Consider the following 25286-nt stretch of genomic DNA (forward strand, 5'->3'; position numbering starts at 1 on the left):
CACAGCGGCGCCTGGCACCGCATAAAACCCGCCGCCAATCAGGCGATGCGCGGGTCCGGGTTATCCAGCACGCTGTCCGTCTGCTCGCTGCGAAATTGCTTCAGCGCGGCATGGAACTGCGGGTGTTGATGGCCAAGGATGCTGGCCGACAGCAGGGCGGCGTTCACCGCACCGGCCTTGCCGATAGCCAGGGTGGCGACCGGAATGCCAGCCGGCATCTGCACGATCGACAGCAGCGAGTCGACGCCCGAGAGCATCGACGACTGCACCGGCACGCCCAGCACCGGCAGGTGCGTTTTCGCCGCACACATACCTGGCAAATGGGCAGCACCGCCAGCACCGGCGATGATCACCTGAATGCCACGGCCTTCGGCTTCTTCTGCGTATTGAAAGAGCAAATCCGGGGTGCGGTGAGCGGAAACAACCTTCACTTCGTAAGGGATGCCCAGCTTCTCCAGCATATCGGCGGTGTGGCTAAGGGTGGACCAATCGGACTTGGAGCCCATGATCACGCCAACCAGTGCGCTCATCGTCGTGCCTCTTCTCATTGGCGCCTGGCGGCGCGGCAAAAACTAACAAGCCACGCTGGAAAACCAGGCGTGGCTTGTATGCGAAGACCGGAGCGAAGCCGGCCAAAGGCCGCGCAGTATAACGTAAAGGTTGGCGCTGGGAGTACCCGCGAAAAACGACCGTTTGGCAGGGCATTTTGGCCATGCGCAACCCGTAGGAGCGGCTTTAGCCGCGATGCTTTTCATCAGTGCCCAGTATCGCCGCTTTCAGGCCCGACCCTTCGCGGCTAAAGCTGCTCCTACGAACTTTCGGTGCCTGCGCCGGCACCCGCTTCGAGCTTGCGCCAGAGCAGGCGGATCGCGGCTTTGCGCACCAGGGCGCAGCGGTACAGGCGGATTTCCAATGGCAGTTGCCACTGCGGGCCGCCACATTCCACCAGTTCGCCGCGAGCCAGTTCGGCGCCGATGCTCAGCCGCGGCACCCAGGCCACGCCCAGCCCCTGCAACGCCATGCTCTTTAAACTGTCGGCCATCGCCGTTTCGTACACGGTGGTGGAGCGCAAGCCACGCTGACGCAGCAAAGCATTCACCGAGCGGCCGAGAAACGCGCCAGCGCTATACGCCAGCAGCGGCACACTCTGCCCGCTATCTAGGTCGAACAGCGCTTTGCCCTCAGCGTCCACGCCACACACCGGCAACATTTCGCTGCGCCCCAACAGCATCGAGGGGAAGATTTCCGGGTCCATCTGCAACGCCGCATCCGGGTCATAGAAGGCCAGAATCAAATCGCAGGCACCCTCGCGCAGGGCATGCACGGCCTCGCCGACGTTGGTCGCCACCAGGCGGCTGGCGATATTCAGCCCTTCATTGCGCAATCGCGCGATCCAGGCCGGAAAGTAACTGAGGGCCAGGGAGTGAGCGGCAGCGAATTGCAGCACCTCGCCCTGCTGGCCTTCCAGATGATGCAGATGGCGCACCACTTCACCCAGTTGCTCGATCACGCTGCGGGCGGTGACCAGAAACAGCTGGCCGGCTTCGGTCAGTTCAATCGGCGTGCGCGCGCGGTTCACCAGGGTCAGGCCAAGGGATTCTTCCAAACTGCGAATACGCCGACTGAAGGCTGGCTGGGTAACAAAGCGCTTCTGCGCCGCCTGGGAAAAACTGCGGGTGCCGGCCAGGGTCACGAAGTCTTCCAGCCATTTGCTTTCCAGGTTCATACAGGGGCTCGCATCGCGGGATCGGAGACAGGGTATTACGCTCGCCAACAAGCGGCGGTCACAGCGGCATTATGCCGATTGTGCATACCCCAGCGTTTAACAGCATTGGCCTAAAAATGCGCTCATCCCTAGTCTAGCCGGCATCGCGGCCTAGCCCGTGCCTACCCTGAGATGAACCTCATCATGTCTCCTGTTGCATCATCGCGCATCGAAAAAGATCTGCTTGGCACCCTCGAAGTTCCTTCCGACGCTTACTACGGCATTCAGACCCTGCGGGCTGTGCACAACTTCCGCCTGTCCGGCGTGACGCTGTCGCATTACCCGAAACTGGTGGTTGCCCTGGCGATGGTGAAACAGGCGGCCGCCGACGCCAACCAGCAACTGGGCCACCTCAGCCCGGCCAAACACGCGGCCATCAGCGAAGCCTGTGCCCGTCTGGTGCGCGGCGAGTTCCACGATCAGTTCGTGGTCGACATGATTCAAGGCGGTGCCGGCACCTCGACCAACATGAATGCCAACGAGGTGATCGCCAACATCGCCCTCGAAGCCATGGGCCACAACAAGGGCGAGTACCAGTACCTGCACCCCAACAATGACGTGAACATGGCGCAGTCCACCAACGACGCCTACCCCACCGCCATTCGCCTGGGTCTGCTGCTCGGCCACGACACCCTGCTGGCCAGCCTCGACAGCCTGATCCAGGCCTTTGCCGCCAAAGGTGAAGAGTTCAGCCATGTATTGAAGATGGGCCGCACCCAGTTGCAAGACGCCGTGCCGATGACCCTTGGCCAGGAATTCCGCGCCTTCGCCACCACCCTGGGTGAAGACCTGGCGCGTCTGCGCAGCCTGGCACCGGAGCTGCTTACCGAAGTGAACCTGGGCGGCACCGCCATCGGCACCGGCATCAACGCCGACCCGGGCTACCAGCACCTGGCGGTGGAACGCCTGGCGCTGATCAGCGGCCAACCGCTGGTACCGGCCGCCGACCTGATCGAAGCCACCTCGGACATGGGTGCCTTTGTGCTGTTCTCCGGCATGCTCAAACGCACCGCCGTGAAGCTGTCGAAGATCTGCAACGACCTGCGCCTGCTGTCCAGCGGCCCACGCACCGGCATCAATGAAATCAACCTGCCGGCGCGTCAGCCCGGTAGCTCGATCATGCCCGGCAAGGTCAACCCGGTGATTCCGGAAGCGGTCAACCAGGTGGCCTTCGAAGTGATCGGCAACGACTTGGCGCTGACCATGGCGGCCGAAGGCGGTCAGCTGCAACTGAACGTGATGGAGCCCTTGATCGCCTACAAGATCTTCGACTCGATCCGCCTGCTGCAACGGGCCATGGACATGCTGCGCGAGCACTGCATCGTCGGCATTACCGCCAACGAAGAACGCTGCCGTGAACTGGTGGAAAGCTCCATCGGCCTGATCACCGCGCTGAACCCCTATATCGGCTACGAAAACGCCACGCGCATTGCCAAGCAGGCGCTGGAAAGTGGTCGTGGCGTACTGGAATTGGTGCGTGAGGAACAACTGCTGGATGACGCCAGCCTGGCCGAGATCCTGCGCCCGGAAAACATGATTGCCCCGCGTCTGGTGCCGCTCAAAGCAGCGGTCTGACGCCACCCCGCTACACAGTCACCAGGCATTGGGGCCACTCATCCCAAGCCCTTCAGGGAGATACAGCGCAAGCTGTGTCTCCTTTTTTTATGCCGCTTGGAGTGCCCCGTAGGAGCGGCTTCAGCCGCGATGCTCTTGGCCATCAAAAGCATCGCGGCTGAAGCCGCTCCTACAGGATCGTGTCGCCAACAAAAACTAAAACACCGACCAACCAATGCGCTGGCTCAACAACTCCAACGCCGCCATCCCCACCAGCGAATTACCCGCCGCATTCAGCTCCGGCGACCACACGCACACGGTAAACCGCCCCGGCACCACCGCGACAATGCCGCCGCCCACCCCGCTTTTACCCGGCAAACCAACCCGATAGGCAAAGTTGCCCGCCTCGTCATACAGCCCGCTGGTGGCCATGATCGAATTCACTTGCTGGGTTTGCCGTGGCGTCAGAATCTGCTCGCCGCTGTGTTTGCAGAAGCCATCGTTGGCGAGAAAACAGAAGGCGCGGGCCAGGTCGATGCAATTCATACGCAGGGCGCAGTAGCTGAAATAACTACGCAGCACCGCCTCTACATCGTTATGGAAATTGCCAAAAGACTGCATCAGGTAGGCCATCGCCGCATTGCGCGCGCGGTGCTGATACTCCGACTCGGCCACATGGCGATCCACCGTCACTTCCAGGTTGCCCGACAGCCGCCGGACAAAATCACGCATCGACAACACCGGCGCAGCAAAGCGCGACTGGTTGATATCGCAGATCACCAGGGCCCCGGCATTGATAAAGGGGTTACGCGGAATGCCGCGCTCGAATTCCAGCTGCACCAGCGAATTGAACGGCTGCCCGGATGGCTCATGGCCAAGGCGCTGCCAGATCGCCTCCCCCGAATGCTCGATGGCCTGCACCAGGCTGAACACCTTGGAAATACTCTGCACCGAAAACGGCGTATGGGCATCGCCGGCGCAGAACAGCTCGCCGTCATTGCCATATACGGCGATGCCCAACTGCGCAGCGGGCACCTCAGCCAACGCGGGGATATAGCTGGCCACTTTGCCCTGGCCAATCAGCGGGCGGACTTCATCGAGAATTTCGGTTAGCAAGGCTTGCATGGAAAGGCTCCGTGGCGACCTTGGCTAGACGCTCATTTTCTGTCTGGCATCACCTACGAACCTAACGGCTAACCAGAGCGCCGGATCGGCCGCTCCCCCAGGTTGGGCGATCTCGTAGGAGCGGCTTCAGCCGCGATTCCTGGAAAAGGCGATTACGCCCTCCAAGCCTTTTTCAGCGCACTCAACGCCGTTGCGATGTGCTCCTCACTTACCCCGGCAAAACCCATCACCAGCCCGGCGCGTTCGTCTTCAGTGCCGGGTGAGTCGGGCAGCCAGTAGTCGCTCAGGGCATTCAGTTCGACGCCCACCGCCGCGGCCTTGGCCACCAACTCCAGCTCGCGCTTACTGCTGCTGACCCGCACGCTCAGGTGCAGCCCGGCATCCACTTGCGGCAAGGGTTGGCAACCCGCCACGTCGCCCGGCCAGCCTTTGAGCAGGGCGTCACGACGGGCCTGCGCCGCTCTACGCATACGGCGGATATGCCGCTGAAAGTGCCCGGCGGCAATAAATTCGGCCATCACCGCCTGGGTGCCGATTTCCGAGTGGCGCACCCCCAGGGCGCGGACCTGACTGAAGGCTTCGGTGAGCGTCGGCGGTACCACCAGATAGCCGAGGCGCAGGCCAGGGAAGGCGATCTTGGAAAAGGTCCCGACGTACAGCACCCGGCCATGCTGATCCAGCGCGGCCAGGGGCGACAGCGGCGTGCCGCGGTAGCGGTACTCGCCGTCGTAGTCGTCCTCGACGATCCAGGCCTGTTCCCGCGCCGCCCATTCCAGCAGCTGCAAACGGCGCGGCAGCGACAGGGTCACGCCGGTGGGGTATTGGTGCGAAGGGGTGACGTAGGCCAGGCGGCATTCTTTCAAGCTGGCCAACTGGCGAGTATCGAAGCCTTCTTCGTCCACAGCTACGCCGTGCAGGCGTGCGCCGGCCAGGGCGAAGGCTTTGCCGGCGGCGCGGTAGCCGGGGTTTTCCACCGCCACGCGATCACCGACGTTCACCAGCATTTGTGCACACAGGCTGATGGCTTGCTGCGCGCCGCTGGTGATGATCACCTGGCCTGGGTCGCAGAGCAGGCCGCGACTATTGCGCAGATAAGCGGCGATCAGCTCCCGCAACTGCGGATCGCCGGCGGCATCGGCATAACCCAGGCTGGCCATCGGCGGGCGGCGCCAGAAGTTGGCTTGCAGGCGCGCCCAGGTGTCGAAGGGAAACAGGTCGAAGGCCGGAATGCCCACCCGAAAAGCCCGGGGCGCATCCAGACGGGGCGGCGGCAGATGCTCGGTCTGCAAACGCTGGAGCAGATTGCTTTGCGCCGCTACGGCAGGTTTGGCCAGCGCTGGGTTTGCCTTGCCGCGAGCCTTGGTCGCCAGCTCGGCCACATAAGTACCATCGCCAATCCGCCCTTGCAGGTAGCCCTCGGCATACAGCTGGTCATAGGCACGCACCACGGTATTGCGCGACACGCCCAAGGCTTCGGCCAGATCGCGGGTAGCGGGCAGACGCACCAGGCTACCGAGCTGGCCGCCGAGAATGCGTTCGCGCAGGGCCTGATACAGCTGGCGCGACAAGCCTTGCTTGCGGTCCAAGTGGATGCCGGAAGGGTCGAAGGGTAAGGGCGTCGGTGACATAACGAGGATCTCGTAGGAGCGGCTTTAGCCGCGATGCTTTTGGTACCTGTGAGGGCCAATCGCGGCTGAAGCCGCGCCTACAGGGACCTGCAAAGCTCCACCCAACCTACATTGGCTCCATGAAATTTGCCATAAATGGCTCTTACAACAGACCAATAGCTGCCCTAGGATCACTCCATCTGCTGGAGAGCCACCATGTACACACCCGCTGCATTCCGTGAAGAAGACCTGCCCACCCTGCATGCACAGATGGTGCAGACACCCCTGGCGATTCTGGTCAGCCAGGATGAGAGCGGCATGCAGGCCAGCCATCTGCCCTTGCTGCTGGTGCCTGGCGAGGGCCGCTTCGGTACCCTCAAAGGCCACTTCGCCAAAGCCAACCCGCAATGGAAAAGTTTCCAGGCCGGTGCCGAGGTGTTGGTGATTTTCCCTGGCGAGCAGGCCTATATCAGCCCCGGTTACTACCCAAGCAAGGCCGAACACGGCAAAGCGGTGCCGACCTGGAACTACATCGCCATCCACGCTTATGGCCATGCCGAAACCTTCGACGACCCGCAGCGCCTGCGCCAGCTGCTCAGCGAGCTGACCCGGCACCACGAGCAGGGCCGCCCCCAACCCTGGACCCTCGAGGAAGCGCCGCCGGCCTATATCGACAGCATGCTGCGCGCCATCGTCGGTTTCGAACTGCCCATCGAACGCCTCGACGGCAAATGGAAGCTCGGCCAGAACCGCGACAAAACCGACTACGACAGCGTGCGCAGCAACCTTGCCAGCAGCGGCCTGAACAACGAAGCCGAACTGGCCGCCCGTATGCCACCCCATGCCTCCGCCTGAAGGATCGACCATGAGCACCCTGGAAATTCGCCCCATCAGCGCCGCCGACCACGCCGCCTGGCTGCCCTTGTGGCAGGGCTACCAGCGCTTCTACAACACCGTGATCGCCGATGAAACCAGCGCCATCACCTGGCAACGTTTTCTCGACGGTGGCGAACCGATCAACGCCGCGCTGGCCTGGCAGAACGGTAAGGCCGTGGGCTTGGTGCACTTTATCTACCACCGCTCCACCTGGACCGTCGGCAACTACTGCTACCTTCAGGACCTGTATGTGCAGGAAGGCATTCGCGGCGGCGGCATCGGTCGCCAGCTGATCGAACATGTGTACGCCGAGGCCAAAGCAGCCGGCGCTTCCCGCGTGCATTGGCTGACCCACGAGAGCAACACCGATGCCATGCACCTGTACGACAAAGTGGCCGACCGTTCCGGCTTCGTGCAGTACCGCAAACTCTTCGCCTAATTCGCCAGGAATCGCCCCATGAGCCTTACCCCGCCCCTCAATTGGAAGCCCGTCGCCGCCCCCAGCCGCGACGCCTTGCAAGGCCGCACCGTGCGTCTCGAAGCCCTCGACCCGGCGCGCCATGGCGACAACCTGTGGGTGGCCTTGCAAGGCCCCGGCTGCGACCCGCTGCTGTGGGATTACCTGCCCTACGGCCCCTTCACCGAGCGCGCCGCGTTCGACACCTGGCTGAGCAACAACGCCGCCAGCAAAGATCCGCTGTTCTTCGCTGTGGTCGAGCAAGCCAGCGGCCAGGTGCAAGGCCTGCTCAGCTACCTGAGCATTGCGCCGGCGCACGGCAGCATCGAGATCGGCCATATCTGCTATGGCCGCGTTATGCAGCGCAGCGTGCAAGCCACCGAGGTCATCTACCTGCTGGCCAGGAATGCCTTCGACCACGGCTACCGCCGCCTGGAATGGAAATGCAACAACGGCAACGCCCGCTCCAAACGCGCCGCCGAACGTTTCGGTTTCAGTTATGAAGGGCTGTTCCGTCAGCACCTGGTGGTCAAAGACCGCAACCGCGACACCGCCTGGTACTCCATCATCGACAGCGAATGGCCAGCGATTGCCAAGGGCTATGAGCGTTGGTTGGCGGTGGATAACTTTGATGCGCAGGGGCAGCAGATTCAGGATTTGAAGGCGTTGCGCGAGGAATAACTTTCGCCTCACACCGTCATTCCCGCGTACGCGAGAATCCAGAATCTCGTGTCGAACGTAGACATTCGTACAGTCTTCAACTCTGGGCCCCAGCCTGCGCTGGGGCGACGGTGGTGGGTGGCGATTCTGGCGTACCGCCTCGTCAACTGTTTGTAACAAGTCGCACGCATAGTCGCCGCACTTTTCTAATAAGAGCGGTGCGCGTTATGCCATTCCACACCTCCAGCTTCCGTCTGCTACCCCTGGTCATCGCCCTGCAAGCCGCCAGCATTGGCGTGGCGCAGGCCGCCGATTTCAGCGTGGCTCCGGGCACCACCGACACCAGCGCGAAAACCCTGACCACCGGCAATACCGGTAGTGTCGGCAGCGGCGCCAGCCTGAATGTCAGCACCGGCACCTCGGTGGACATCACCGGCACCAGCGGCACCGTGACCCTGAACAACAGTGGCACCATCAGCAATGCCGCCGGCCGCGCCATCGATAACAACACCAATGGCGTCAGCATTGTCATCAACAACAACGGCACGATCTCTACCGTCAGCAGCGATGCCCTGCGCCTGAACAAGGCCAACTCGTCGCTGGTGCTGAATAACAACGGCACCATCAAGGTCACCGGTAGCGGCACCAGCGGCGGCCAGGCGCTCGACCTGCGCGGTGCCGACGGCAGCGGCACCAAGGTGATCAACAACGGCTCGGCCACCAACAGCAGCGCCGTAATCTCCTCCAGCAACGACGACGCCCTGCGCCCAGGCAGCAACACCACCATCAACAACTACGGCACCATCATCAGCACCGGTGTGGTCAACACCAAATGCCCGGACTACATCAGCGCCTGCGGCAGCGCGGCCAGTGCCATGGACGCCATCGACTCGAAACTGGCTGTCACTGTCAACAACTGGGGCAGCATTTCCGGCCCCCGCCACGGCGTGACCTCCGATGCCGGCGTCACCGTGACCAACTACCAAGGCGGGCAGATCATCGGTCGCAACGGTTCGGGCGTGGGCAGCGATGGCGTCGGTACGGTGGTGAACTACGGTTTGATCAGCGGCCGTTATGCCGGCGCCGGCAAGGTCTATGAACACCTCGGCGGCAGCACCGGCTACAGCACCGCCAACAACGGTGATGGTGACGGCGTGGATATCGACGGTATCGCCAACATCAGCAACTACGGCCGCATCGAAGGCCTGGGTGCCGGCGGCGTCGACTCCAGCGGTTTCCCCAACGGTGCCGACGGTATCGCCGCCGGTGGCGGCAGCATCACCAACTACGCCGGTGGCGAGATCTTCGGCCAGTCCAAAGGCATCCTTATCGACGACGGTGCCAACGGCACCTCCATCGCCGCCCAACGCGGCACGGCATCAGCGGTCGGCGGCGTGGCGACCATCACCAACGGCGGCAGCATCATCGGTGCCGACAGCACGGCCATCGGCCTGGTCGGCAACTTCGCCGACAGCCTGACCAACCTCTCCGGCGGGGTGATTCGCGGCGGCACCCAGTCGGTGCGCGTCGACCAGTTGAATAGCACCACCGCCGCCGCAGCCGTGCAAATGGGCGCGGGCAACGACAGCCTGAGCAACGCCGGCTCCATCGTGGGCCTCAACGGCCTGGCGGTGGATATGGGCACCGGTGATGACAGCCTGACCGTGCTCAGCGGCGGCACCTTTGGCGGTCTGGTGGACGGCGGCGCGGGCACCGATACCCTGACCCTGGGTGGCAGCGGTAGCGGCACCTTCGGCAACAGCCAGAACTTTGAAACCCTGACGGTCTCCGCTGGCAAGTGGACGGTCAGCAGCACTGACTTCAGTGCCGGCGGCAGCGTCGCCAGTGGTGCCAGCCTGATCAACCAGGGCAGCATCGGCGGCACCCTCAGCGTGGCCAGTGGTGCCAGCTACGGTGGCAGCGGGCGGCTGGGCAGCCTGCAACTGAGCAGCGGCTCGACCTTCAACTACGCGCTCAACACCAGCGGTGCACCGGTGCAGTTAAGCGGCAGCGCCACCTTGGCCAACGCCACCCTCAACCTCACCGCCAATGGCAGTGGTTACGCCCAGCACAGCAGCCTGCTGACCGCGGCGGGCGGGGTGACAGGCCAGTTCGGCACGGTGACGAATAACTTCGCCTTCCTGACCCCGACCATCACCTACACCGCCAACTCGGTAGAGCTGGAACTGAAACGCAACGACACCGCCTTCGCCGCCCTGGCCACCACCGACAGCGCGCGCAACCTGGCCAACAGCCTGGCCAGCCAGAGCAACAACAGCCTGTACAACGCCCTGCTGACCAGCAACAGCGCCACCGCCAGCCAGGCCCTGGAACAACTCTCCGGTGCCAGCAACGCCAGCATGGCCGCCGCCACCCTGGCCGGCTCCAGCCAAGTGAGCACGGTGATGCAAGGTGCCATGAGGCAGCTTGGTGGCTTTGGTAGCAGTCTGCAGGCTTCGATCCTGCGGGATGACGGTCCGCAGCTGGTGGCCGTTGGCGTGCCCAATGAAGCCCGTGGCCTGCACGATCCGAAAGCCGCTGGCCGTCTGTGGGTACAAGCGCTCGGCAGCCATGGCACGGTGGATGGCGAACATGGCAGCAGCGATGTCGATCAGAACACCGGGGGCACGCTGTTCGGTGCGGACTGGGCACTGAACCAGGACTGGCGCCTGGGCGTGGTCGGTGGCTACTCGCGCACCGATATCGACGCAGGCCAGGGCGCTTCCGGGGATGTCGACAGCTACCACGTCGGCGTCTACGCCCTGACCCAGTTCGACCAATTGGCCCTGCGCCTGGGCGCGGCCTACAGCAGCCACGACGGCGAGAACAAACGCCGGGTCAGCTTCGCCGGCGTCGACGACAAACTGCATGGCAGCTACGACGCCGACAGCCAGCAAGCCTTCGCCGAACTGGCCTATCAATACGCCAGCGGACACCTACTGGCCGAGCCGTTCGCCAGCCTCGGTTACCAGCGTTACAGCCGCGATGCCTACAACGAAAAGGGTGGCGACTCGGCGCTGCACGTCGATGACCAGGACCAGGACAACCTCAGCAGCACCTTTGGTATCCGCATCGCCCGTCTCGACCAGTTCGCCAACGGCATGAGCTTTACCCCACGCATGAGCCTCGGCTGGCGCCATACCTATGGCGACGTGGATAGCCAGACCCGCCAGGCATTTATCAGCGGCGGCAGCGCCTTCAGCGCACAAGGTACGGCGCTGGATCGCAATACCATGCTGCTGGAAGCAGGCTTTGATGTGGGCATCACAGCCACCCAGAGTCTGGGCCTGGGTTATGCCGGGGAAATGGGCAGCAACGCGCAGAACCATGGCGTGATTGCGCAGTGGCAGTTGGCGTTTTAATCGACTTGCGATGAACTCGTAGGAGCGGCTTCAGCCGCGATGCTGTTGATTGTTCAAGAGCATCGCGGCTGAAGCCGCTCCTACGGGGAGTGTCGATTTACTCGATCTCGAACAGGCCATTGCTGATCGGCCCAACCGTGAGCCGCTGGCGGATATCTTCGTCAATCCGCGGATCATCCGGCCGGTACAGCATCACCTGGCGGTAGGCGTTAACCCGGTTGATCTCTTCCCCCAGGTACTCCCACACCACCCGGGTGCAGGCCGGAGTGCGGCGGTCGCCGCTGGACACGCCGGTCTTCAGCCCATTCAAGCGGGTAATCCGGCTCTTGTAGCTGGGAATCAGGATGGTCTGGCTCATCTCGTTAAGGGTCAGCGACTCGTAGTCGATGAGAAACACCCGGTCCTGCAGGTGAAACGCCGCGCCCAGATAACGGCAACGCACCCAGTCTTCAGCCTGCACATTGCTGCTGGCCGAGCGCTCCTGGCGTTCCTGGCGCTCGAACAGAAAGGTGCCGCGCTCTTCACGCAAATGCACCAGCGACAGCAGGATGGTGCCCGGCACCGACATGCAGTTGGAGTATTCGAAGTAGTAACCGCAGTAACGCGACAGGCTGGTGGAATGCTCGCGCAGCGGCTGCAGCAGATTGGCGAGCGGGTCGTTGCTCGGCGTATTGCTGGTATCGGCCAGACGTGCACCGATCAGCCGGGCGAACTGTTCCGGCGGCAGGCTCAGTTCGTATTCCTCGACGCCGAAGAAATCACCGATGCGTTTGCGGTTGTAGCTCGTCGGCTGGCTTTGCCCGCTGAGGTACTTGTTGAACTGCGCACGGTTGATCGACAGCAGCCGGCAAACCTCCGCAATAGAGCGGTAGTGGCTGCACAGCAGTTTCAGATTGATGCCCAGATTGTCCGACACAACGTCGCCCTCCCATGATGCTAGCGGCGCGACTATAGCATCAACTCGCATCACATCGAATCGACCCGCGAAATTGCCTACACGGCGAGCACTGGCCAACCATGCGCCCCACGAATTTTTCGAACAGTTTTATCTGCCAGCTGTACTGCCGTACCTGTTAGCTGCAACCCCACCGCTGCATTCGAACAATAAGAGTCGAGGAAACCTCCCATGCTTGAAATGCTCAATGACTTCCTGTCCGGCAAGCTGCTGATCGTGCTGATCGTCGGCCTGGGCAGCTACTTCACCATCCGTTCGCGCTTTGTGCAGTTCCGCCATTTCGGCCATATGTTCAGCGTGTTCAAGCAGTCGTTGCGTAGCAGTGGCGGCCAACTCAGTTCGTTCCAGGCGCTGATGCTGAGCCTGGCCGGCCGCGTTGGTGCGGGCAACATCGCTGGTGTCGGTATTGCCGTGACCCTCGGTGGTCCGGGTGCAGTGTTCTGGATGTGGGTCACCGCGCTGGTGGGCATGTCCAGCAGCTTCTTCGAATGCTCCCTGGCGCAGCTGTACAAGCGCGCCGACGGTGACGGCCTGTATCGCGGCGGTCCGGCTTACTACATTCAGCACGGCCTGAAGCTGCGCTGGATGGCCATGGTGTTCGCCGTGCTGTTGCTGGTGACCTACGGCTTCGCCTTCAACGGTCTGCAATCGTTCACTGTCACCCACTCGCTGCAGAACGCCTTCGGCTTCCCGGTGCAGTACACCGGTATCGGTCTGGCCGTGCTGCTGGGCCTGGTATTTGTTGGTGGCATCAAGCGCATCGCCTCGGTTTCCGACCTGCTGGTGCCGGTGAAAACCCTCGCCTATATCGGCGTGACCCTGTACGTGATCTTCACCCAGATCGACCTGGTGCCGGGCATGCTGATGACCATCGTCAAGAGCGCCTTCGGCCTTGAGCCTGCCTTCGCCGGCCTGCTCGGCAGCGCCATTGTGATGGGTGTAAAACGCGGCGTGTTTGCCAACGAAGCGGGCCTGGGCAGTGCGCCTAACGTTGCCGCCGTGGCCAGCGTTGAGCACCCGGTTGCACAAGGCGTGGTTCAGGCATTTAGCGTGTTCCTTGATACCTTCGTCATCTGCACCTGCACCGCGTTGCTGATCTTGCTCTCCGGTTTCTACACCCCAGGTTTTGAAGGCGACGGCATTGTCCTGACCCAGAACTCCCTGGCAGCGGTAGTCGGCGACTGGGGTCGTATTTTTGTCAGCGTGGCGCTGAGCCTGTTTGTGTTTACCTGCATCCTCTACAACTACTACCTCGGCGAAAACGCCCTGCAGTTCCTCCTCGGCAAAAGCCGCACGGCGCTGCTGACCTACCGTGGTCTGGTGCTGGCGCTGATCTGCTGGGGCTCGATGCAGAACCTCTCCACCGTGTTCGCCTTTGCCGACATCACCATGACCTGCCTGGCCTTCGTTAACCTGATCGCCCTGGCCATGCTGATTAAAGTGGGTCTGCGCCTGATGCGCGACTACGACGAGCAACGCAAAGCTGGCGTCGCCACCCCGGTGTTCGACGCCCGTAAATTCGCCGATCTGGACCTGGATCGCGATGCCTGGCCTACCACGCCACAAGCGCAGGCCAGCAGTGAAGCGGTAGATGGGCGGTTGGCTACCAGCCACCGATAAACCCACGCTTCACTTTTCAATGGATGCCGCTCCCGTTAACGCGGGCGCGGCATTCTCGTCTCTGGTGGCTGGGCATGTATGCTGACCCTGATCGCGGCTGAAGCCCCTCCCACAGGGACGTACGATCCCCTGTGGGAGGGGCTTCAGCCGCGATGCTCTTCTTCTAAAAACAAGGAATTCGCATGAAGCTCTTCGTGCTCTACACCGGCGGCACCATCGGCATGCTGCAAACCGCCCAGGGCCTGGCACCGGCTGGCGGTTTCGAAGCGCGTATGGGCGAGCACCTGCACAGCCTGTCGCCACGCGTGGCTATCGACTGGCAGTTCCACGAACTGCTGCCGCTACTCGACAGCGCCAATATGAGCCAGGCCAACTGGCTGGCGATGCGCGATGTGATTGTCGAGGCCGTGGCCCATGGTGCCTTCGATGGTGTGCTGGTACTGCATGGCACCGACACCCTGGCCTACAGCGCCGCCGCCTTGAGCTTTCTGCTGCTGGGTCTGGAGGTGCCGGTGGTACTGACCGGTTCCATGCTGCCGGCCGGTGCCGAGGGCAGCGATGCCTGGGGCAATCTGCTCGGCGCCATGCAGGCATTGCAGGCTGGCGTCAGCCCCGGCGTGCATCTGTATTTCAATGGCCAGCTGCTGCATGGCGCGCGGGTGAGCAAACTGCGCAGCGAAGCCTTCGATGCCTTTACCGTGCAACCGCGCCTGCGTGAAGGCGAACGTGCCGACGCTATTCCGGCGCAGCTCGACTACCGGGTAAAACGCCAGCCAGTGAATATCGCCGTGCTGCCGCTGTACCCCGGCGTACTCGCCAGCCATGCCGAAGCGCTGCTCAATACCGGCGCGCAGGCGTTGCTGCTGGAGTGTTATGGCGTGGGCACCGGGCCTTCGGATAACGCGCAATTACTGGCTGTGTTGAAAGACGCCCATGACCGTGGCGTGGTGCTCGCGGCCATCAGCCAGTGCCCGCAGGGGCATGTGGAGTTCGGGGTGTATGCAGCCGGTAGCGCGTTGCTCAGCACCGGGCTGATTTCGGCCGGTGGCATGACCCGTGAAGCGGCGCTGGGCAAGCTGTTTGGCTTGCTGGGGGCGGGGTTGAATCAGACGGATGTGGAGCAGTGGTTTGCGCTCGACCTGTGTGGTGAGCGGGTTTCGTAAAACAAACCTGGATGGCGTAGGAGCGGCCGGCCGGCCGCTCCTACAGAGACCGAAGTTTTTACGCCTCGATTTCCACTAGCACTTCACCCGGATTCACCCGGTCGCCCTTGGCCACGTGAATGGCTTTGACGGTACCGGCAATCGGTGCCTGCACTTCGGTTTCCATCTTCATGGCTTCGGTGATCAGCACGGCCTGGCCGGCTTTGACCACGTCGCCTTCTTTCACCAATACATCAACGATATTGCCCGGCATGGTGGTGCTGACATCGCCAGGGGCGCTGGCGTTTTTGCGTTTGCTGCCACCGGCACCGCCGACGAATTCGTTCAGCGGTTCGAACACCACCTCTTCCGGCATTCCATCGATGGACAGGTAGAAGTGCCGCTTGCCGTCGGTTTTCACCCCGACGCCAGTGATATCCACGCGGTAGCTTTCGCCGTGTACGTCGATGACGAACTCGGTCGGTACGCCTTCGCCGCCGGCGCTGGCCACCCGCCCGGCTTCGGGGATCGGCAACAGCACTTCCGGGGTCAGGGTGCCGGCCGCGCGCTCTTCGAGGAACTTGCGCCCGATGTCGGGGAACATGGCGTAGGTCAGTACGTCTTCAGCGGACTTGGCCACCGAGCCGATCTCGGCGCGCAGTTTGTCCATTTCCGGCTTGAGCAAATCGGCTGGGCGCACGTCGATCAGCTCTTCGTTACCGATGGCCTGACGCCGCAGTTTTTCGTCCACCTGACCCGGCGCCTTGCCGTAGCCGCCTTGTAGATACAGCTTCACTTCGTTGGTGATGGTTTTGTAGCGCTCGCCGGCCAGCACGTTGAAGAACGCCTGGGTGCCGACGATCTGCGAAGTCGGGGTTACCAACGGCGGATAGCCGAGGTCTTTGCGTACCCGCGGAATCTCGGCCAGCACTTCGTTCATGCGGTTCAGCGCGCCCTGCTCTTTGAGCTGGTTGGCCAGGTTGGAGATCATTCCGCCCGGTACCTGGTTGACCTGCACACGGGTGTCGACGCTGGTGAATTCGCTTTCGAACTGGTGGTACTTCTTGCGCACGGCGTAGAAGTACAAACCGATTTCCTGCAGCAGTTCCAGGTTCAGACCGGTATCGAATTCGCTGCCTTTAAGGGCCGCCACCATCGACTCGGTGCCCGGGTGGCTGGTGCCCCAGGCGAAGCTGGAAATGGCGGTGTCGATATGGTCGGCGCCGTTCTCGATGGCCTTCAATTGGCACATGGCGGCCAGGCCAGCCGTGTCATGGGAGTGGATAAACACCGGCAGCGATTGCTCGGCCTTCAGCGCTTTCACCAGCTCGCCGGTGGCGTAGGGGGTGAGCAGGCCGGCCATGTCCTTGATCGCCACCGAGTCGCAGCCCATGGCTTCCATCTGCTTGGCCTGGGTGACGAAGGCCTCGATGGTGTGCACCGGGCTGGTGGTGTAGGCGATGGTGCCCTGGGCGTGTTTGCCGGCGGCTTTCACCGCTTCGATGGCAACCCGCAGGTTACGCACGTCGTTCATGGCGTCGAAGATGCGGAACACGTCGATGCCATTCACCGCCGCCTTGGCGACAAAGGCTTTGACCACGTCGTCGCTGTAGTGGCGGTAGCCCAACAGGTTCTGGCCACGCAAAAGCATTTGCAGGCGGGTGTTGGGCAAGGCCGCGCGCAGTTGGCGCAGGCGTTCCCACGGGTCTTCCTTGAGGAAGCGCACGCAGGCGTCGAAGGTCGCGCCGCCCCAGACTTCCAGCGACCAGTAGCCGACTTTGTCGAGCTTGTCGCAGATCGGCAGCATGTCTTCAGTGCGCATACGGGTGGCCAGCAGCGACTGGTGGGCGTCACGCAGGATGGTGTCGGTTACATGGATCTTCTTGGACATTTACGTATTCCTCACAGGCCGGCGTGGGCGGCAATGGCGGCGGCGATGGCCAGGGCCAGCTCTTCGGGTTTGCGCTTGACCGAGTAGTTGGTCAGTTCCGGGTGGGCTTCAACAAAGCTGGTGTTGAATTGCCCGCTGCGAAATTCCGCGTTACGCAGAATCTCCTGGTAGTAGGCGGCGGTGGTTTTCACCCCTTGCAGGCGCATGTCGTCCAGCGCGCGCAGGCCGCGGTCCATGGCCTCTTCCCAGGTCAGCGCCCAGACCACCAGCTTCAGGCACATGGAGTCGTAGTAGGGCGGAATGGTGTAGCCGGTGTAGATCGCCGTGTCGGTGCGCACGCCGGGGCCGCCGGGGGCGTAGTAGCGGGTGATCTTGCCGAACGAGGGCAGGAAGTTGTTCTTCGGGTCCTCGGCGTTGATCCGAAATTGCAGGGCGAAGCCACGGTACTGAATGTCTTCCTGCTTCACCGACAACGGTAGGCCGGAGGCGATGCGGATCTGCTCGCGAACGATATCGATGCCGGTGATTTCTTCGGTGATGGTGTGTTCCACCTGCACCCGGGTATTCATCTCCATGAAGTACACCTCGCCCTCGGCGAGCAGGAACTCCACAGTACCGGCGTTCTCGTAACCCACGGCCTGGGCGGCGCGCACGGCGAGGTCGCCGATATAGGCGCGCTGTTCCGGGGTCAGCTGCGGGCTGGGGGCGATTTCGATCAGCTTCTGGTTGCGACGCTGGATCGAGCAGTCGCGCTCGTACAGATGCACGGTGTTGCCGAAACTGTCGGCGAGAATCTGCGCTTCGATGTGCTTGGGGTTGACGATGCACTTTTCCAGAAACACTTCGGCGGAACCGAAGGCCTTGGTGGCTTCCGAGATCACCCGTGGAAAGGCCTGCTCCAACTCTTCACGGCTGTTGCAACGACGGATACCACGGCCGCCGCCACCAGACGTGGCCTTGAGCATCACCGGGTAACCGATGCGGTCGCCTTCGGTGAGGGCTTCGTGGATATCCGCCACATTGCCTTCGGTACCCGGGGTCACCGGCACACCCGCCTTGATCATGCTGCGGCGCGCTTCGGTCTTGTCGCCCATACGGCGGATCACTTCAGCGGACGGGCCGATAAACTTGATCCCGCGCTCGGCGCAGATATCCGCCAGCTCGGCGTTTTCCGAGAGAAAACCATAGCCGGGGTGCAGGGCATCACAGCCGGTTTCTACCGCCAGGTTCACCAGCTTGCGCGGGTTGAGGTAACCGGCCAGCGGCTCCTCGCCAATGCTGTGGGCTTCGTCGGCGCGCTTGACGTGCAACGCCATGCGGTCGGCATCGGAATAAATCGCCACCGAGCGAATGCCCATTTCGGCGCAGGCGCGCACGATACGGACGGCAATCTCGCCACGGTTAGCGATCAGGATTTTCTTGATCACGGAAGCTGGCCCTCAGCCGGTTGAACGGGGCAACGCCAGAAGCGTCAACGTCCCGACACCGTAGCCCCATGTAACAATTACCTAAAATGATTAATTATTGGGATGACCATAAGTAAAGCCTTATAGTTGCCCGACCGGACAGCCAGACAAGGGCCGATAGCCATGCGTAAGTCATTGCTGCGTATGACATTACGTCAGCTGCAAGTTTTCCAGGCGGTATGCGAAAGCCGCTCGTACAGCCGCGCCGCCGAGGAAATTTCCCTGACGCAACCTGCGGTTTCCCTGCAAATTCGCCAGCTGGAAGCGCTGATCGGCCAGCCGTTGTTCGATTACATCGGCAAAAAGCTCTACCTCACCGAAGCCGCCGAAGCCTTGCTGCGGGCCAGCAGCGATATCTTCGGCCGCCTGGAAAGCCTGGATATGCAGCTCTCGGACTTGCAGGGTTCGCTGCAGGGCCAGCTCAACCTGGCGGTGGAATCCAGCGCCAAGTACTTCGTGCCGCACCTGTTCGCGGCATTCAAGCGCCAGTACCCGGAAGTGAATCTGCAACTGGTGGTGGTCAACCATGCGCAAACCATCCGCCGGCTAAGTGCCAATCGCGATGACTTGCTGATCATGTCCCAGGTGCCGCAGGACATGTCGCTGGAGTTTTTGCCGTTTCTGGATAACCCGATCATTGCTGTGGCACCGCCCGAACATCCGCTGCTGGCGCACAGCAACCTCAAGCTCGCCGACCTGTGCGCCTGGCCGCTACTGGTCCGTGAGCCCGGTTCAGGCACGCGCAAAGCCATCGAGGATTACTGCCACCAGAAGCGCGCGCACTTCCAGCAGACCATCGAGCTGGGGTCGATGGAGTCGCAACGCGAAGGGGTGATTGCCGGGCTCGGCATTGCTCTGCTGTCGCGCCACGCGGTGCGCCGCGAACTGGAAAGCGGCGCTCTGCGTGAGCTACCGGTGGCAGAACTGCCGTTGATGCGCAGCTGGTGCCTGGTGCACCCGCGCGGCAAATACCTGTCACCGGTGGCGCAAACCTTCTTCGCCTTTATCCGCGCCGAGCGCGCGCAGATCAGTGGGTTGGCGGCCCGCTTCGGCGCGGTGCCTGGCTAGCGGCGATGTAGTGGGCGGCGAGCAGATCGGGGAAGTCGGCCAGTTCCAGTTGCAGGCGGCGCTCTTCGGTGAAGTCTTCGATGGCGCGGCGGTAGGCCATGCGGCGTTGGTCTTCTTGCTGGCGTTTGGTTTTGGCGGCGCTGTTTGCGTAGGGTTGTGCTTCATCCAGATAACGAGTCATGTGTTTGCTCCCATCGTTGGATTCGGGAGTATCAGAGTGGGGGGTGAAGACGACAGTCGTGTGCCAGGTCGATGAACATCCGATGACTGTGGCTGAAAAGCATCGCGGCTAAAGCCGCTCCTACGGATTGCGCGCTCTGTAGGAACGGCTACAGCCGCGATGCTTTTGATCTGCACAAAAAAACCCGCTGGCGCGGGCTTTTTCATTCGAGCATCGAGTCAGTCGGCGCGGGCATCGTCCGCCGCTTTCAGCGACTTGGGCGACAAGCGCAAACTGCGCAAGCTGCGCTTCACACTCTTCAGGTGATTGACCAGAGTCGGCCCACGGGCCATGGCCACGCCCATCGCCAGCACGTCGATCACCACCAGGTGGGCGATGCGCGAGGTCAGCGGGGTGTAGATCTCGGTGTCTTCCTGCACGTCGATGGCCAGGTTGACGGTGGACAGTTCGGCCAGCGGCGTTTGGCTCGGGCACAGGGTGATCAGCGTGGCGCCGGTTTCACGCACCAGGTTGGCGGTGATCAGCAGGTCTTTCGAACGCCCCGACTGCGAGATGCAGATGGCCACGTCGGTGGGCTTCAGGGTAACCGCCGACATTGCCTGCATATGCGGGTCGGAGTAGGCCGCGGCGGTCAGCAGCAGGCGGAAGAATTTGTGCTGGGCATCGGCGGCCACTGCGCCGGACGCACCAAAGCCGTAGAACTCCACGCGCTGCGCTTGTGAGCAGGCGGCGATGGCGTGTTGCAGGGCTTTGGGGTCGAGCTTTTCGCGCACTTCGATCAGGGTGTGCAGGGTGGTGTCGAAAATCTTCAGGCTGAAGTCGGCGACCGAGTCATCTTCATGGATCGCGAACTGACCGAAGCTGGCACCGGCGGCCAGGCTTTGCGCCAGTTTCAACTTGAGGTCCTGGAATCCGGTGCAACCGATGGCTCGGCAGAAGCGCACGATGGTCGGCTCGCTGATGCCGACGCTGTGGGCCAGATCCGCCATGGAGCTGTGCATCACGGCCGCAGGGTCGAGCAGCACGTGATCGGCGACTTTCAGCTCCGACTTTCGTAACAGGTGACGCGACTGGGCAATGTGTTGCAAGAGGTTCAAGGGTTTGGCTCTTTTGATGAGTTATGATCGGCCGGGCCGGGTTGTAGCGCGCGTGTAGTTATACTACATGACCTCCCCGACGCCCAGCCAAACCACGCACTGCGGGCAAAAAGCCCTGTGTTACGCCGGAGGGCCCCCGTGTTAACGATTCCTTGCGACATGCTGGTGTTTGGCGGCACCGGTGACCTGGCGCTGCACAAACTGCTGCCAGCGCTCTACCACCTGCACCGCGACGGCCGCCTGCACGAGGGCACGCGTATTCTCGCCCTGGCCCGCAGCCCGATGGTCCGCTCGGCCTATCAGGCGCTGGCCGAACGCCGTTGCCGCGCGCAAGTGGCGCGTGCCGATTTCGATGCCGCCACCTGGGCGAGCTTCGCCGAACGCCTGGACTACTTCCCTATCGATGCCTCACAAAGCGCCGATTTCGGCCGTCTGGCCCGGCATCTCGGTCCGGCCGGCGAGCGGGTACAGGTGTTCTACCTGGCCACCGCGCCGAATCTGTTCGAAGACATAGCCCGCCACCTGCAAGTGGCAGGTCTGGCCGGCCCCAACGCGCGCATCGTGCTGGAAAAACCCATCGGCCATTCCCTGGATTCGGCCAAGGCGATCAATGCTGCGATTGGTGCGGTGTTCGATGAGTCGCGGGTGTTTCGTATCGACCACTATCTGGGCAAGGAGACGGTGCAGAACCTGATGGCCCTGCGCTTTGCCAATATGCTGTTCGAGCCGCTGTGGCGCAGCGGGCATATCGACCATGTGCAGATCAGCGTGTGCGAAACCCTCGGCGTGGAAAACCGTGGCACCTACTACGACCGCTCCGGGGCCATGCGCGACATGGTGCAAAACCACCTGCTGCAGCTGCTGTGCCTGGTGGCCATGGAAGCACCGGCACGCTTTGACGCCGAATCGGTGCGCGATGAAAAACTGAAAATCCTCCAGGCGCTGAAACCGATTCAGGGCATGGATGTGCACGACAAGACCGTGCGCGGCCAGTACACCGCCGGCAAGATCGGCGGTCAGGAAGTGCCGGCCTATTACTTCGAAAAAAACGTCGATAACGACAGCGACACCGAGACCTTCGTCGCCCTGCAAGTGGCGATCAACACCTGGCGCTGGGCCGGCGTACCGTTCTACCTGCGCACCGGCAAACGCCTGGCGAAAAAGACCTCGGAAATCGTCATCCACTTCAAGCAGGTGCCGCACCTGCTGTTCGACAACACCCAACCCAACCGCCTGATCATTCGCCTGCAACCGGAAGAGCGCATCAGCCTGCAACTGATGGGCAAGACCCCGGGCAAAGGCATGCGCCTGGCACCGGTGGAACTGGACCTCAACCTGGCCCAGGCCTTCCGCCAGAAACGCCGCTGGGACGCTTACGAGCGTTTGCTGCTGGATGTGATCGAAGGCGACTCGACGCTGTTTATGCGCCGCGACGAAGTGGAAGCGGCATGGAAATGGGTCGACCCGATTCTCAAGGGCTGGCAGGACAACTACCAGGACCCACGGCCCTATGCCGCTGGCAGCAATGGGCCGGAACAGGCGCAGAGTTTGTTGGAATTGCAGGGGCGTAAGTGGGCCGAATGAAGAAAGGCAATCGCGGCTAAAGCCGCTCCTACCGATTGTGCGTTCTCCTAGGAGCGGCTTTAGCCGCGATGCGGTTGATCTTATTGCTTCACCAACTCCGGAATCTGCACCGCCAGTTTGGCGTTGTTCAACGGCGCGCGAATAAACCCGCGCTGGGTGCCATCCGGGCCGATCACCACCAGATTGCCGCTGTGGTCGACGGTGTAATTCTCTTTGCTGGTATCACCCGGAATAAACGGAATGCTCACCGCATTGGCGAGTTTCTGGATATTCGCCAGCTCACCGGTCAGGCCCTGGAATTGCGGGTCGAAGTAGCCGAGGTATTTTTTCAGCTGCTCGGGGGTGTCGCGGTTGGGGTCGACGCTCACCAGCACCACCTGCAGGTTATCCACCGCCTCTTTGGGCAGCTTGGTTTTCAGCTCGCGCAGTTGCGCCAGGGTGGTGGGGCAGATATCCGGGCAGAAGGTGTAGCCGAAGAACAGCAGACTCCATTTGCCTTTCAGTTGATTCACCACCACGGGCTCGCCCGCCTGATTGGTCAGGGTCAGGTCCGGCAGGGTGCGGCTTTGCGGCAACAGAATGATGCCGGCATCGATCATCGCTGCCGGGTCGCCGTGGCCTTTGCCACTGAGCACGCGGTTGACGGTCAGGCCGAATACCAAGGCAACGATGGCGACAAGAATGGCGACGGTAATTTGCTTGCGGGTCATAGGCTGGGCAGCTCGACAGTTCGAAAGGCAGAAGAGACTTTAGCGGACAACGGCGGTCATGCAGTGTGACCGGCTGCCACGGTACCCCATCCACTGCGCCAACCCAATCTGCCATGTGTTTCAGCAACGCAATGCAAGAGCGGCGCTGTTCCGGCCGCGCCCCGTTCACTCCTGGCCGCACTCACCGAGCGCTCGTTAGCTGAGCAAAAAGTAGTGGTCCACCAGCAAGGCGATAAACAGCAGAAACAGGTAGTAGATGCTGTATTTGAAGGTCTTGATTGCCGCATGGGGTTTGCTGTCGAAATACAGCACCCAGCTCCATTGCAGAAAGCGCGCGCCGAGGGCCACGGCGCAGGCCAGGTAGAGTACGCCGCTCATATGGATGACATAGGGCATCAGGCTGACCGCCAGCAGCACCAGGGTGTAGAGCACGATATGCACCTTGGTGTAATGCTCGCCGTGGGTCACCGGCAACATGGGGATATCGGCCTTGGCGTATTCCTCTTTGCGGTGGATAGCCAGGGCCCAGAAATGCGGTGGGGTCCAGGCGAAGATGATCAGCACCAGCAACAGCGGCTCGGCGCTGATATGCCCGGTAACCGCCACCCAACCCAGCAGCGGCGGTGCCGCGCCGGCCAGGCCGCCGATCACGATGTTCTGCGGCGTGGCGCGTTTGAGAAAACCGGTGTAGAGCACGGCATAGCCGAGCAGGGAGGCGAGGGTCAGCCAGGCAGTGAGTTCGTTGGTAAAGGCCAGCAGTACCACCAGCCCCAGCACCGACAACGCCATGGCAAAGGTCAGCGCCGCCACCGGCGATACGCGCCCTTCGGCGAGCGGACGTTTATGGGTGCGCGCCATGACCGCATCGATGCGCCGATCCACCACATGGTTGACCGCCGCGGCACCGCCAGCACACAGGGCGATGCCCAGGTTGCCGAACACCAGCACCGTCCACGGCACCCCGGCACGCGTGGCGAGGAACATACCGACCAGCGAGGTGATCAGCATCAGCACCACCACCTTGGGCTTGGTCAGCTCCAGGTAGTCGCGCCAAAGCGCTTGGCTATGTCCAGCGCTGAGTAGAGTAGCCATGGCGTCTCTCCTTCTTGTTCTTATAGGTTCAGGTCGCCGACTGGCGAACCCAATTTTTTGCCGCTGCGGCCGCCGGATAAGCGACTGCCCGCAAGCGGTAATTCAGTAAAACCAGGGTCAGTAACAGCAGCGCACCACCGGCGTTGTGTGCGACAGCCACGGCCAGCGGCAGGTGCAGCAGCACGTTGCTGACCCCCAGGCTGATCTGCACCGCCAGGGCCAGCACCAGCAAGCCCGCCAGACGCCCGTGACCACCGCGTTGCAGCTGCCAGGCGAGGGCCAGCAACAGCAGGGTCACCAGCATGGCACCAAGCCGATGGGTGAAATGGATGGCGGTGCGCGCATCGCTATCGAGCTGGCCGCCCAGGTAGTTGGGGCCGATGTGTTGGCTCAGGTGAAAGCCATTGGCGAAATCCATCTCTGGCCACCATTGGCCATGGCAGGTGGGCAGGTCGATACAGGCGACCGCCGCGTAGTTGGAGCTGACCCAGCCACCGAGGGCGATCTGCCCGATCACCGCGAGCAAACCCACAGCCGCCAAGCGACGCAGCTGCAGCGGCACGCTGGGCAAACTCGCCAGGCGCCCGGATAGCCGCAAGCTCAGTAGAAACAACAACGACAAGGTGGTGAAGCCGCCGAGCAAATGGGCGGTGACCACCTGCGGCCAGAGCTTGAGAGTGACCGTCCACATACCGAACGCGGCCTGGGCCACCACCACGCCGAGCAGCAGCAGCGGCAGTTTCAGCGGTTGCCCTGGCTGGCCACGACGACGCACGGCCACTGCCGCCAAGGCCAGGATCAGCAGCCCGAGGCTGCCGGCGAAATAGCGGTGGATCATCTCGTTCCAGCCCTTGTGCGCCTCCACCGGAGCATGGGGGAAGTTGGCTTCGGCATGGGCCAGTTGCGCCTCGCTGGCCGGCACGCTGATAAAGCCATAGCAGCCCGGCCAGTCCGGGCAGCCGAGGCCGGCGTGGGTCAGGCGGGTATAGGCACCAAGCAGCACCACCACCATTGCCAGAACAGTGGCTAACAACGCTAGGCGGAATCCGGGTTTGGCCATCGTGTTCCCCTCAG

21 protein-coding genes are annotated in these 25286 nt (G+C 62.4%); 9 read left to right on the plus strand and 12 right to left on the minus strand.

What is annotated here, in order from left to right:
* Positions 1–38: 38 nt before the first annotated feature.
* Together purE and ACVW0Y_RS06530 are read right to left on the minus strand one after the other, a co-directional pair.
* A complete protein-coding gene (gene purE, locus ACVW0Y_RS06525) occupies positions 39–530 on the minus strand; it encodes a 5-(carboxyamino)imidazole ribonucleotide mutase (RefSeq protein ID WP_457436884.1) in 492 nt (163 codons plus the stop codon).
* A 278-nt stretch (positions 531–808) separates the two neighbouring features.
* Positions 809–1726 (minus strand): LysR substrate-binding domain-containing protein, encoded by a 918-nt coding sequence (locus ACVW0Y_RS06530; protein ID WP_457436885.1) that lies wholly within the window; start codon positions 1724–1726, stop codon positions 809–811.
* A 183-nt stretch (positions 1727–1909) separates the two neighbouring features.
* On the opposite strand from ACVW0Y_RS06530, the gene aspA reads away from it, so the two are divergent.
* Complete coding sequence (gene aspA / locus ACVW0Y_RS06535; RefSeq protein ID WP_457436886.1) at positions 1910–3340, plus strand: aspartate ammonia-lyase; 1431 nt, start codon at positions 1910–1912, stop codon at positions 3338–3340.
* Positions 3341–3535: 195 nt separating this feature from the next.
* Here the strand turns inward: aspA and glsB are convergent, their stop codons facing one another.
* Both glsB and pdxR read right to left on the minus strand, forming a co-directional pair.
* Positions 3536–4444 carry a glutaminase B gene (glsB, locus tag ACVW0Y_RS06540; RefSeq protein ID WP_457436887.1) on the minus strand — a complete coding sequence of 303 codons (909 nt, stop codon included), beginning with the start codon at positions 4442–4444 and terminating at the stop codon, positions 3536–3538.
* A 152-nt stretch (positions 4445–4596) separates the two neighbouring features.
* Positions 4597–6072 carry a MocR-like pyridoxine biosynthesis transcription factor PdxR gene (pdxR, locus tag ACVW0Y_RS06545; protein ID WP_457436888.1) on the minus strand — a complete coding sequence of 492 codons (1476 nt, stop codon included), beginning with the start codon at positions 6070–6072 and terminating at the stop codon, positions 4597–4599.
* A gap of 195 nt (positions 6073–6267) precedes the next feature.
* On the opposite strand from pdxR, the gene ACVW0Y_RS06550 reads away from it, so the two are divergent.
* The 4 genes from ACVW0Y_RS06550 to ACVW0Y_RS06565 all read left to right on the plus strand — a co-directional run bounded on the left by ACVW0Y_RS06550 (position 6268) and on the right by ACVW0Y_RS06565 (position 11406).
* Positions 6268–6906: an FMN-binding negative transcriptional regulator gene (locus ACVW0Y_RS06550; protein ID WP_457436889.1), complete on the plus strand. Its 639-nt coding sequence runs from the start codon at positions 6268–6270 to the stop codon at positions 6904–6906.
* Between the two features lie 10 nt (positions 6907–6916).
* Positions 6917–7366 (plus strand): N-acetyltransferase family protein, encoded by a 450-nt coding sequence (locus tag ACVW0Y_RS06555; protein ID WP_457436890.1) that lies wholly within the window; start codon positions 6917–6919, stop codon positions 7364–7366.
* 18 nt (positions 7367–7384) lie between these two features.
* Entirely contained in the window at positions 7385–8065 is a 681-nt protein-coding gene (locus tag ACVW0Y_RS06560; RefSeq protein ID WP_457436892.1) for a GNAT family N-acetyltransferase, read from the plus strand.
* A gap of 206 nt (positions 8066–8271) precedes the next feature.
* On the plus strand, positions 8272–11406 hold the full coding sequence (locus ACVW0Y_RS06565) for an autotransporter domain-containing protein (RefSeq protein WP_457436893.1): 3135 nt from the start codon (positions 8272–8274) through the stop codon (positions 11404–11406).
* Positions 11407–11503: 97 nt separating this feature from the next.
* On the opposite strand, the gene ACVW0Y_RS06570 is transcribed toward ACVW0Y_RS06565, so the two are convergent.
* On the minus strand, positions 11504–12322 hold the full coding sequence (locus ACVW0Y_RS06570; RefSeq protein WP_457436894.1) for an XRE family transcriptional regulator: 819 nt from the start codon (positions 12320–12322) through the stop codon (positions 11504–11506).
* Between the two features lie 210 nt (positions 12323–12532).
* On the opposite strand from ACVW0Y_RS06570, the gene ACVW0Y_RS06575 reads away from it, so the two are divergent.
* Both ACVW0Y_RS06575 and ACVW0Y_RS06580 read left to right on the plus strand, forming a co-directional pair.
* Positions 12533–13981, plus strand: a complete 1449-nt coding sequence (locus ACVW0Y_RS06575) for an alanine/glycine:cation symporter family protein (RefSeq protein WP_457436895.1) — start codon at positions 12533–12535, stop codon at positions 13979–13981.
* A 182-nt stretch (positions 13982–14163) separates the two neighbouring features.
* A complete protein-coding gene (locus ACVW0Y_RS06580; RefSeq protein ID WP_457436896.1) occupies positions 14164–15144 on the plus strand; it encodes an asparaginase in 981 nt (326 codons plus the stop codon).
* Between the two features lie 58 nt (positions 15145–15202).
* Here ACVW0Y_RS06580 and oadA read toward each other — a convergent pair whose 3' ends face one another.
* On the minus strand, positions 15203–17014 hold the full coding sequence (gene oadA / locus ACVW0Y_RS06585; RefSeq protein WP_457436897.1) for a sodium-extruding oxaloacetate decarboxylase subunit alpha: 1812 nt from the start codon (positions 17012–17014) through the stop codon (positions 15203–15205).
* Positions 17015–17025: 11 nt separating this feature from the next.
* Positions 17026–18441, minus strand: coding sequence for an acetyl-CoA carboxylase biotin carboxylase subunit (locus ACVW0Y_RS06590; RefSeq protein ID WP_110615482.1), 1416 nt, complete (start codon positions 18439–18441; stop codon positions 17026–17028).
* A gap of 162 nt (positions 18442–18603) precedes the next feature.
* Here ACVW0Y_RS06590 and ACVW0Y_RS06595 point away from each other — a divergent pair, with 162 nt between their 5' ends.
* A complete protein-coding gene (locus ACVW0Y_RS06595) occupies positions 18604–19548 on the plus strand; it encodes a LysR family transcriptional regulator (RefSeq protein ID WP_457436898.1) in 945 nt (314 codons plus the stop codon).
* Here ACVW0Y_RS06595 and ACVW0Y_RS06600 read toward each other — a convergent pair.
* Positions 19508–19729: a PA3496 family putative envelope integrity protein gene (locus ACVW0Y_RS06600; RefSeq protein ID WP_457436899.1), complete on the minus strand. Its 222-nt coding sequence runs from the start codon at positions 19727–19729 to the stop codon at positions 19508–19510. The genes ACVW0Y_RS06595 and ACVW0Y_RS06600 overlap by 41 nt on opposite strands.
* 218 nt (positions 19730–19947) lie before the next feature.
* On the minus strand, positions 19948–20826 hold the full coding sequence (hexR, locus tag ACVW0Y_RS06605) for a transcriptional regulator HexR (RefSeq protein ID WP_108095141.1): 879 nt from the start codon (positions 20824–20826) through the stop codon (positions 19948–19950).
* Positions 20827–20985: 159 nt separating this feature from the next.
* Here hexR and zwf point away from each other — a divergent pair, with 159 nt between their 5' ends.
* Positions 20986–22410 carry a glucose-6-phosphate dehydrogenase gene (gene zwf, locus ACVW0Y_RS06610; RefSeq protein ID WP_457437167.1) on the plus strand — a complete coding sequence of 475 codons (1425 nt, stop codon included), beginning with the start codon at positions 20986–20988 and terminating at the stop codon, positions 22408–22410.
* Positions 22411–22490: 80 nt separating this feature from the next.
* Here zwf and ACVW0Y_RS06615 read toward each other — a convergent pair whose 3' ends face one another.
* From ACVW0Y_RS06615 to ACVW0Y_RS06625, 3 genes are all read right to left on the minus strand, one after another.
* Positions 22491–23120 (minus strand): SCO family protein, encoded by a 630-nt coding sequence (locus tag ACVW0Y_RS06615; protein WP_457436900.1) that lies wholly within the window; start codon positions 23118–23120, stop codon positions 22491–22493.
* A 195-nt stretch (positions 23121–23315) separates the two neighbouring features.
* A complete protein-coding gene (cyoE, locus tag ACVW0Y_RS06620; protein WP_457436902.1) occupies positions 23316–24212 on the minus strand; it encodes a heme o synthase in 897 nt (298 codons plus the stop codon).
* Between the two features lie 28 nt (positions 24213–24240).
* On the minus strand, positions 24241–25272 hold the full coding sequence (locus tag ACVW0Y_RS06625; protein WP_457436903.1) for a COX15/CtaA family protein: 1032 nt from the start codon (positions 25270–25272) through the stop codon (positions 24241–24243).
* Positions 25273–25286 lie beyond the last annotated feature (14 nt).

Source organism: Pseudomonas sp. TE3786 (genome assembly GCF_054057335.1).

Coding starts and splice junctions, on each gene's coding strand:
- purE (WP_457436884.1), bottom strand. CDS start 530: ATGAGCGCACTGGTTGGCGTGATCATGGGCTCCAAGTCCGATTGGTCC.
- ACVW0Y_RS06530 (WP_457436885.1), bottom strand. CDS start 1,726: ATGAACCTGGAAAGCAAATGGCTGGAAGACTTCGTGACCCTGGCCGGC.
- aspA (WP_457436886.1), top strand. CDS start 1,910: ATGTCTCCTGTTGCATCATCGCGCATCGAAAAAGATCTGCTTGGCACC.
- glsB (WP_457436887.1), bottom strand. CDS start 4,444: ATGCAAGCCTTGCTAACCGAAATTCTCGATGAAGTCCGCCCGCTGATT.
- pdxR (WP_457436888.1), bottom strand. CDS start 6,072: ATGTCACCGACGCCCTTACCCTTCGACCCTTCCGGCATCCACTTGGAC.
- ACVW0Y_RS06550 (WP_457436889.1), top strand. CDS start 6,268: ATGTACACACCCGCTGCATTCCGTGAAGAAGACCTGCCCACCCTGCAT.
- ACVW0Y_RS06555 (WP_457436890.1), top strand. CDS start 6,917: ATGAGCACCCTGGAAATTCGCCCCATCAGCGCCGCCGACCACGCCGCC.
- ACVW0Y_RS06560 (WP_457436892.1), top strand. CDS start 7,385: ATGAGCCTTACCCCGCCCCTCAATTGGAAGCCCGTCGCCGCCCCCAGC.
- ACVW0Y_RS06565 (WP_457436893.1), top strand. CDS start 8,272: ATGCCATTCCACACCTCCAGCTTCCGTCTGCTACCCCTGGTCATCGCC.
- ACVW0Y_RS06575 (WP_457436895.1), top strand. CDS start 12,533: ATGCTTGAAATGCTCAATGACTTCCTGTCCGGCAAGCTGCTGATCGTG.
- ACVW0Y_RS06580 (WP_457436896.1), top strand. CDS start 14,164: ATGAAGCTCTTCGTGCTCTACACCGGCGGCACCATCGGCATGCTGCAA.
- oadA (WP_457436897.1), bottom strand. CDS start 17,014: ATGTCCAAGAAGATCCATGTAACCGACACCATCCTGCGTGACGCCCAC.
- ACVW0Y_RS06595 (WP_457436898.1), top strand. CDS start 18,604: ATGCGTAAGTCATTGCTGCGTATGACATTACGTCAGCTGCAAGTTTTC.
- ACVW0Y_RS06600 (WP_457436899.1), bottom strand. CDS start 19,729: ATGACTCGTTATCTGGATGAAGCACAACCCTACGCAAACAGCGCCGCC.
- zwf (WP_457437167.1), top strand. CDS start 20,986: ATGCTGGTGTTTGGCGGCACCGGTGACCTGGCGCTGCACAAACTGCTG.
- ACVW0Y_RS06615 (WP_457436900.1), bottom strand. CDS start 23,120: ATGACCCGCAAGCAAATTACCGTCGCCATTCTTGTCGCCATCGTTGCC.
- cyoE (WP_457436902.1), bottom strand. CDS start 24,212: ATGGCTACTCTACTCAGCGCTGGACATAGCCAAGCGCTTTGGCGCGAC.
- ACVW0Y_RS06625 (WP_457436903.1), bottom strand. CDS start 25,272: ATGGCCAAACCCGGATTCCGCCTAGCGTTGTTAGCCACTGTTCTGGCA.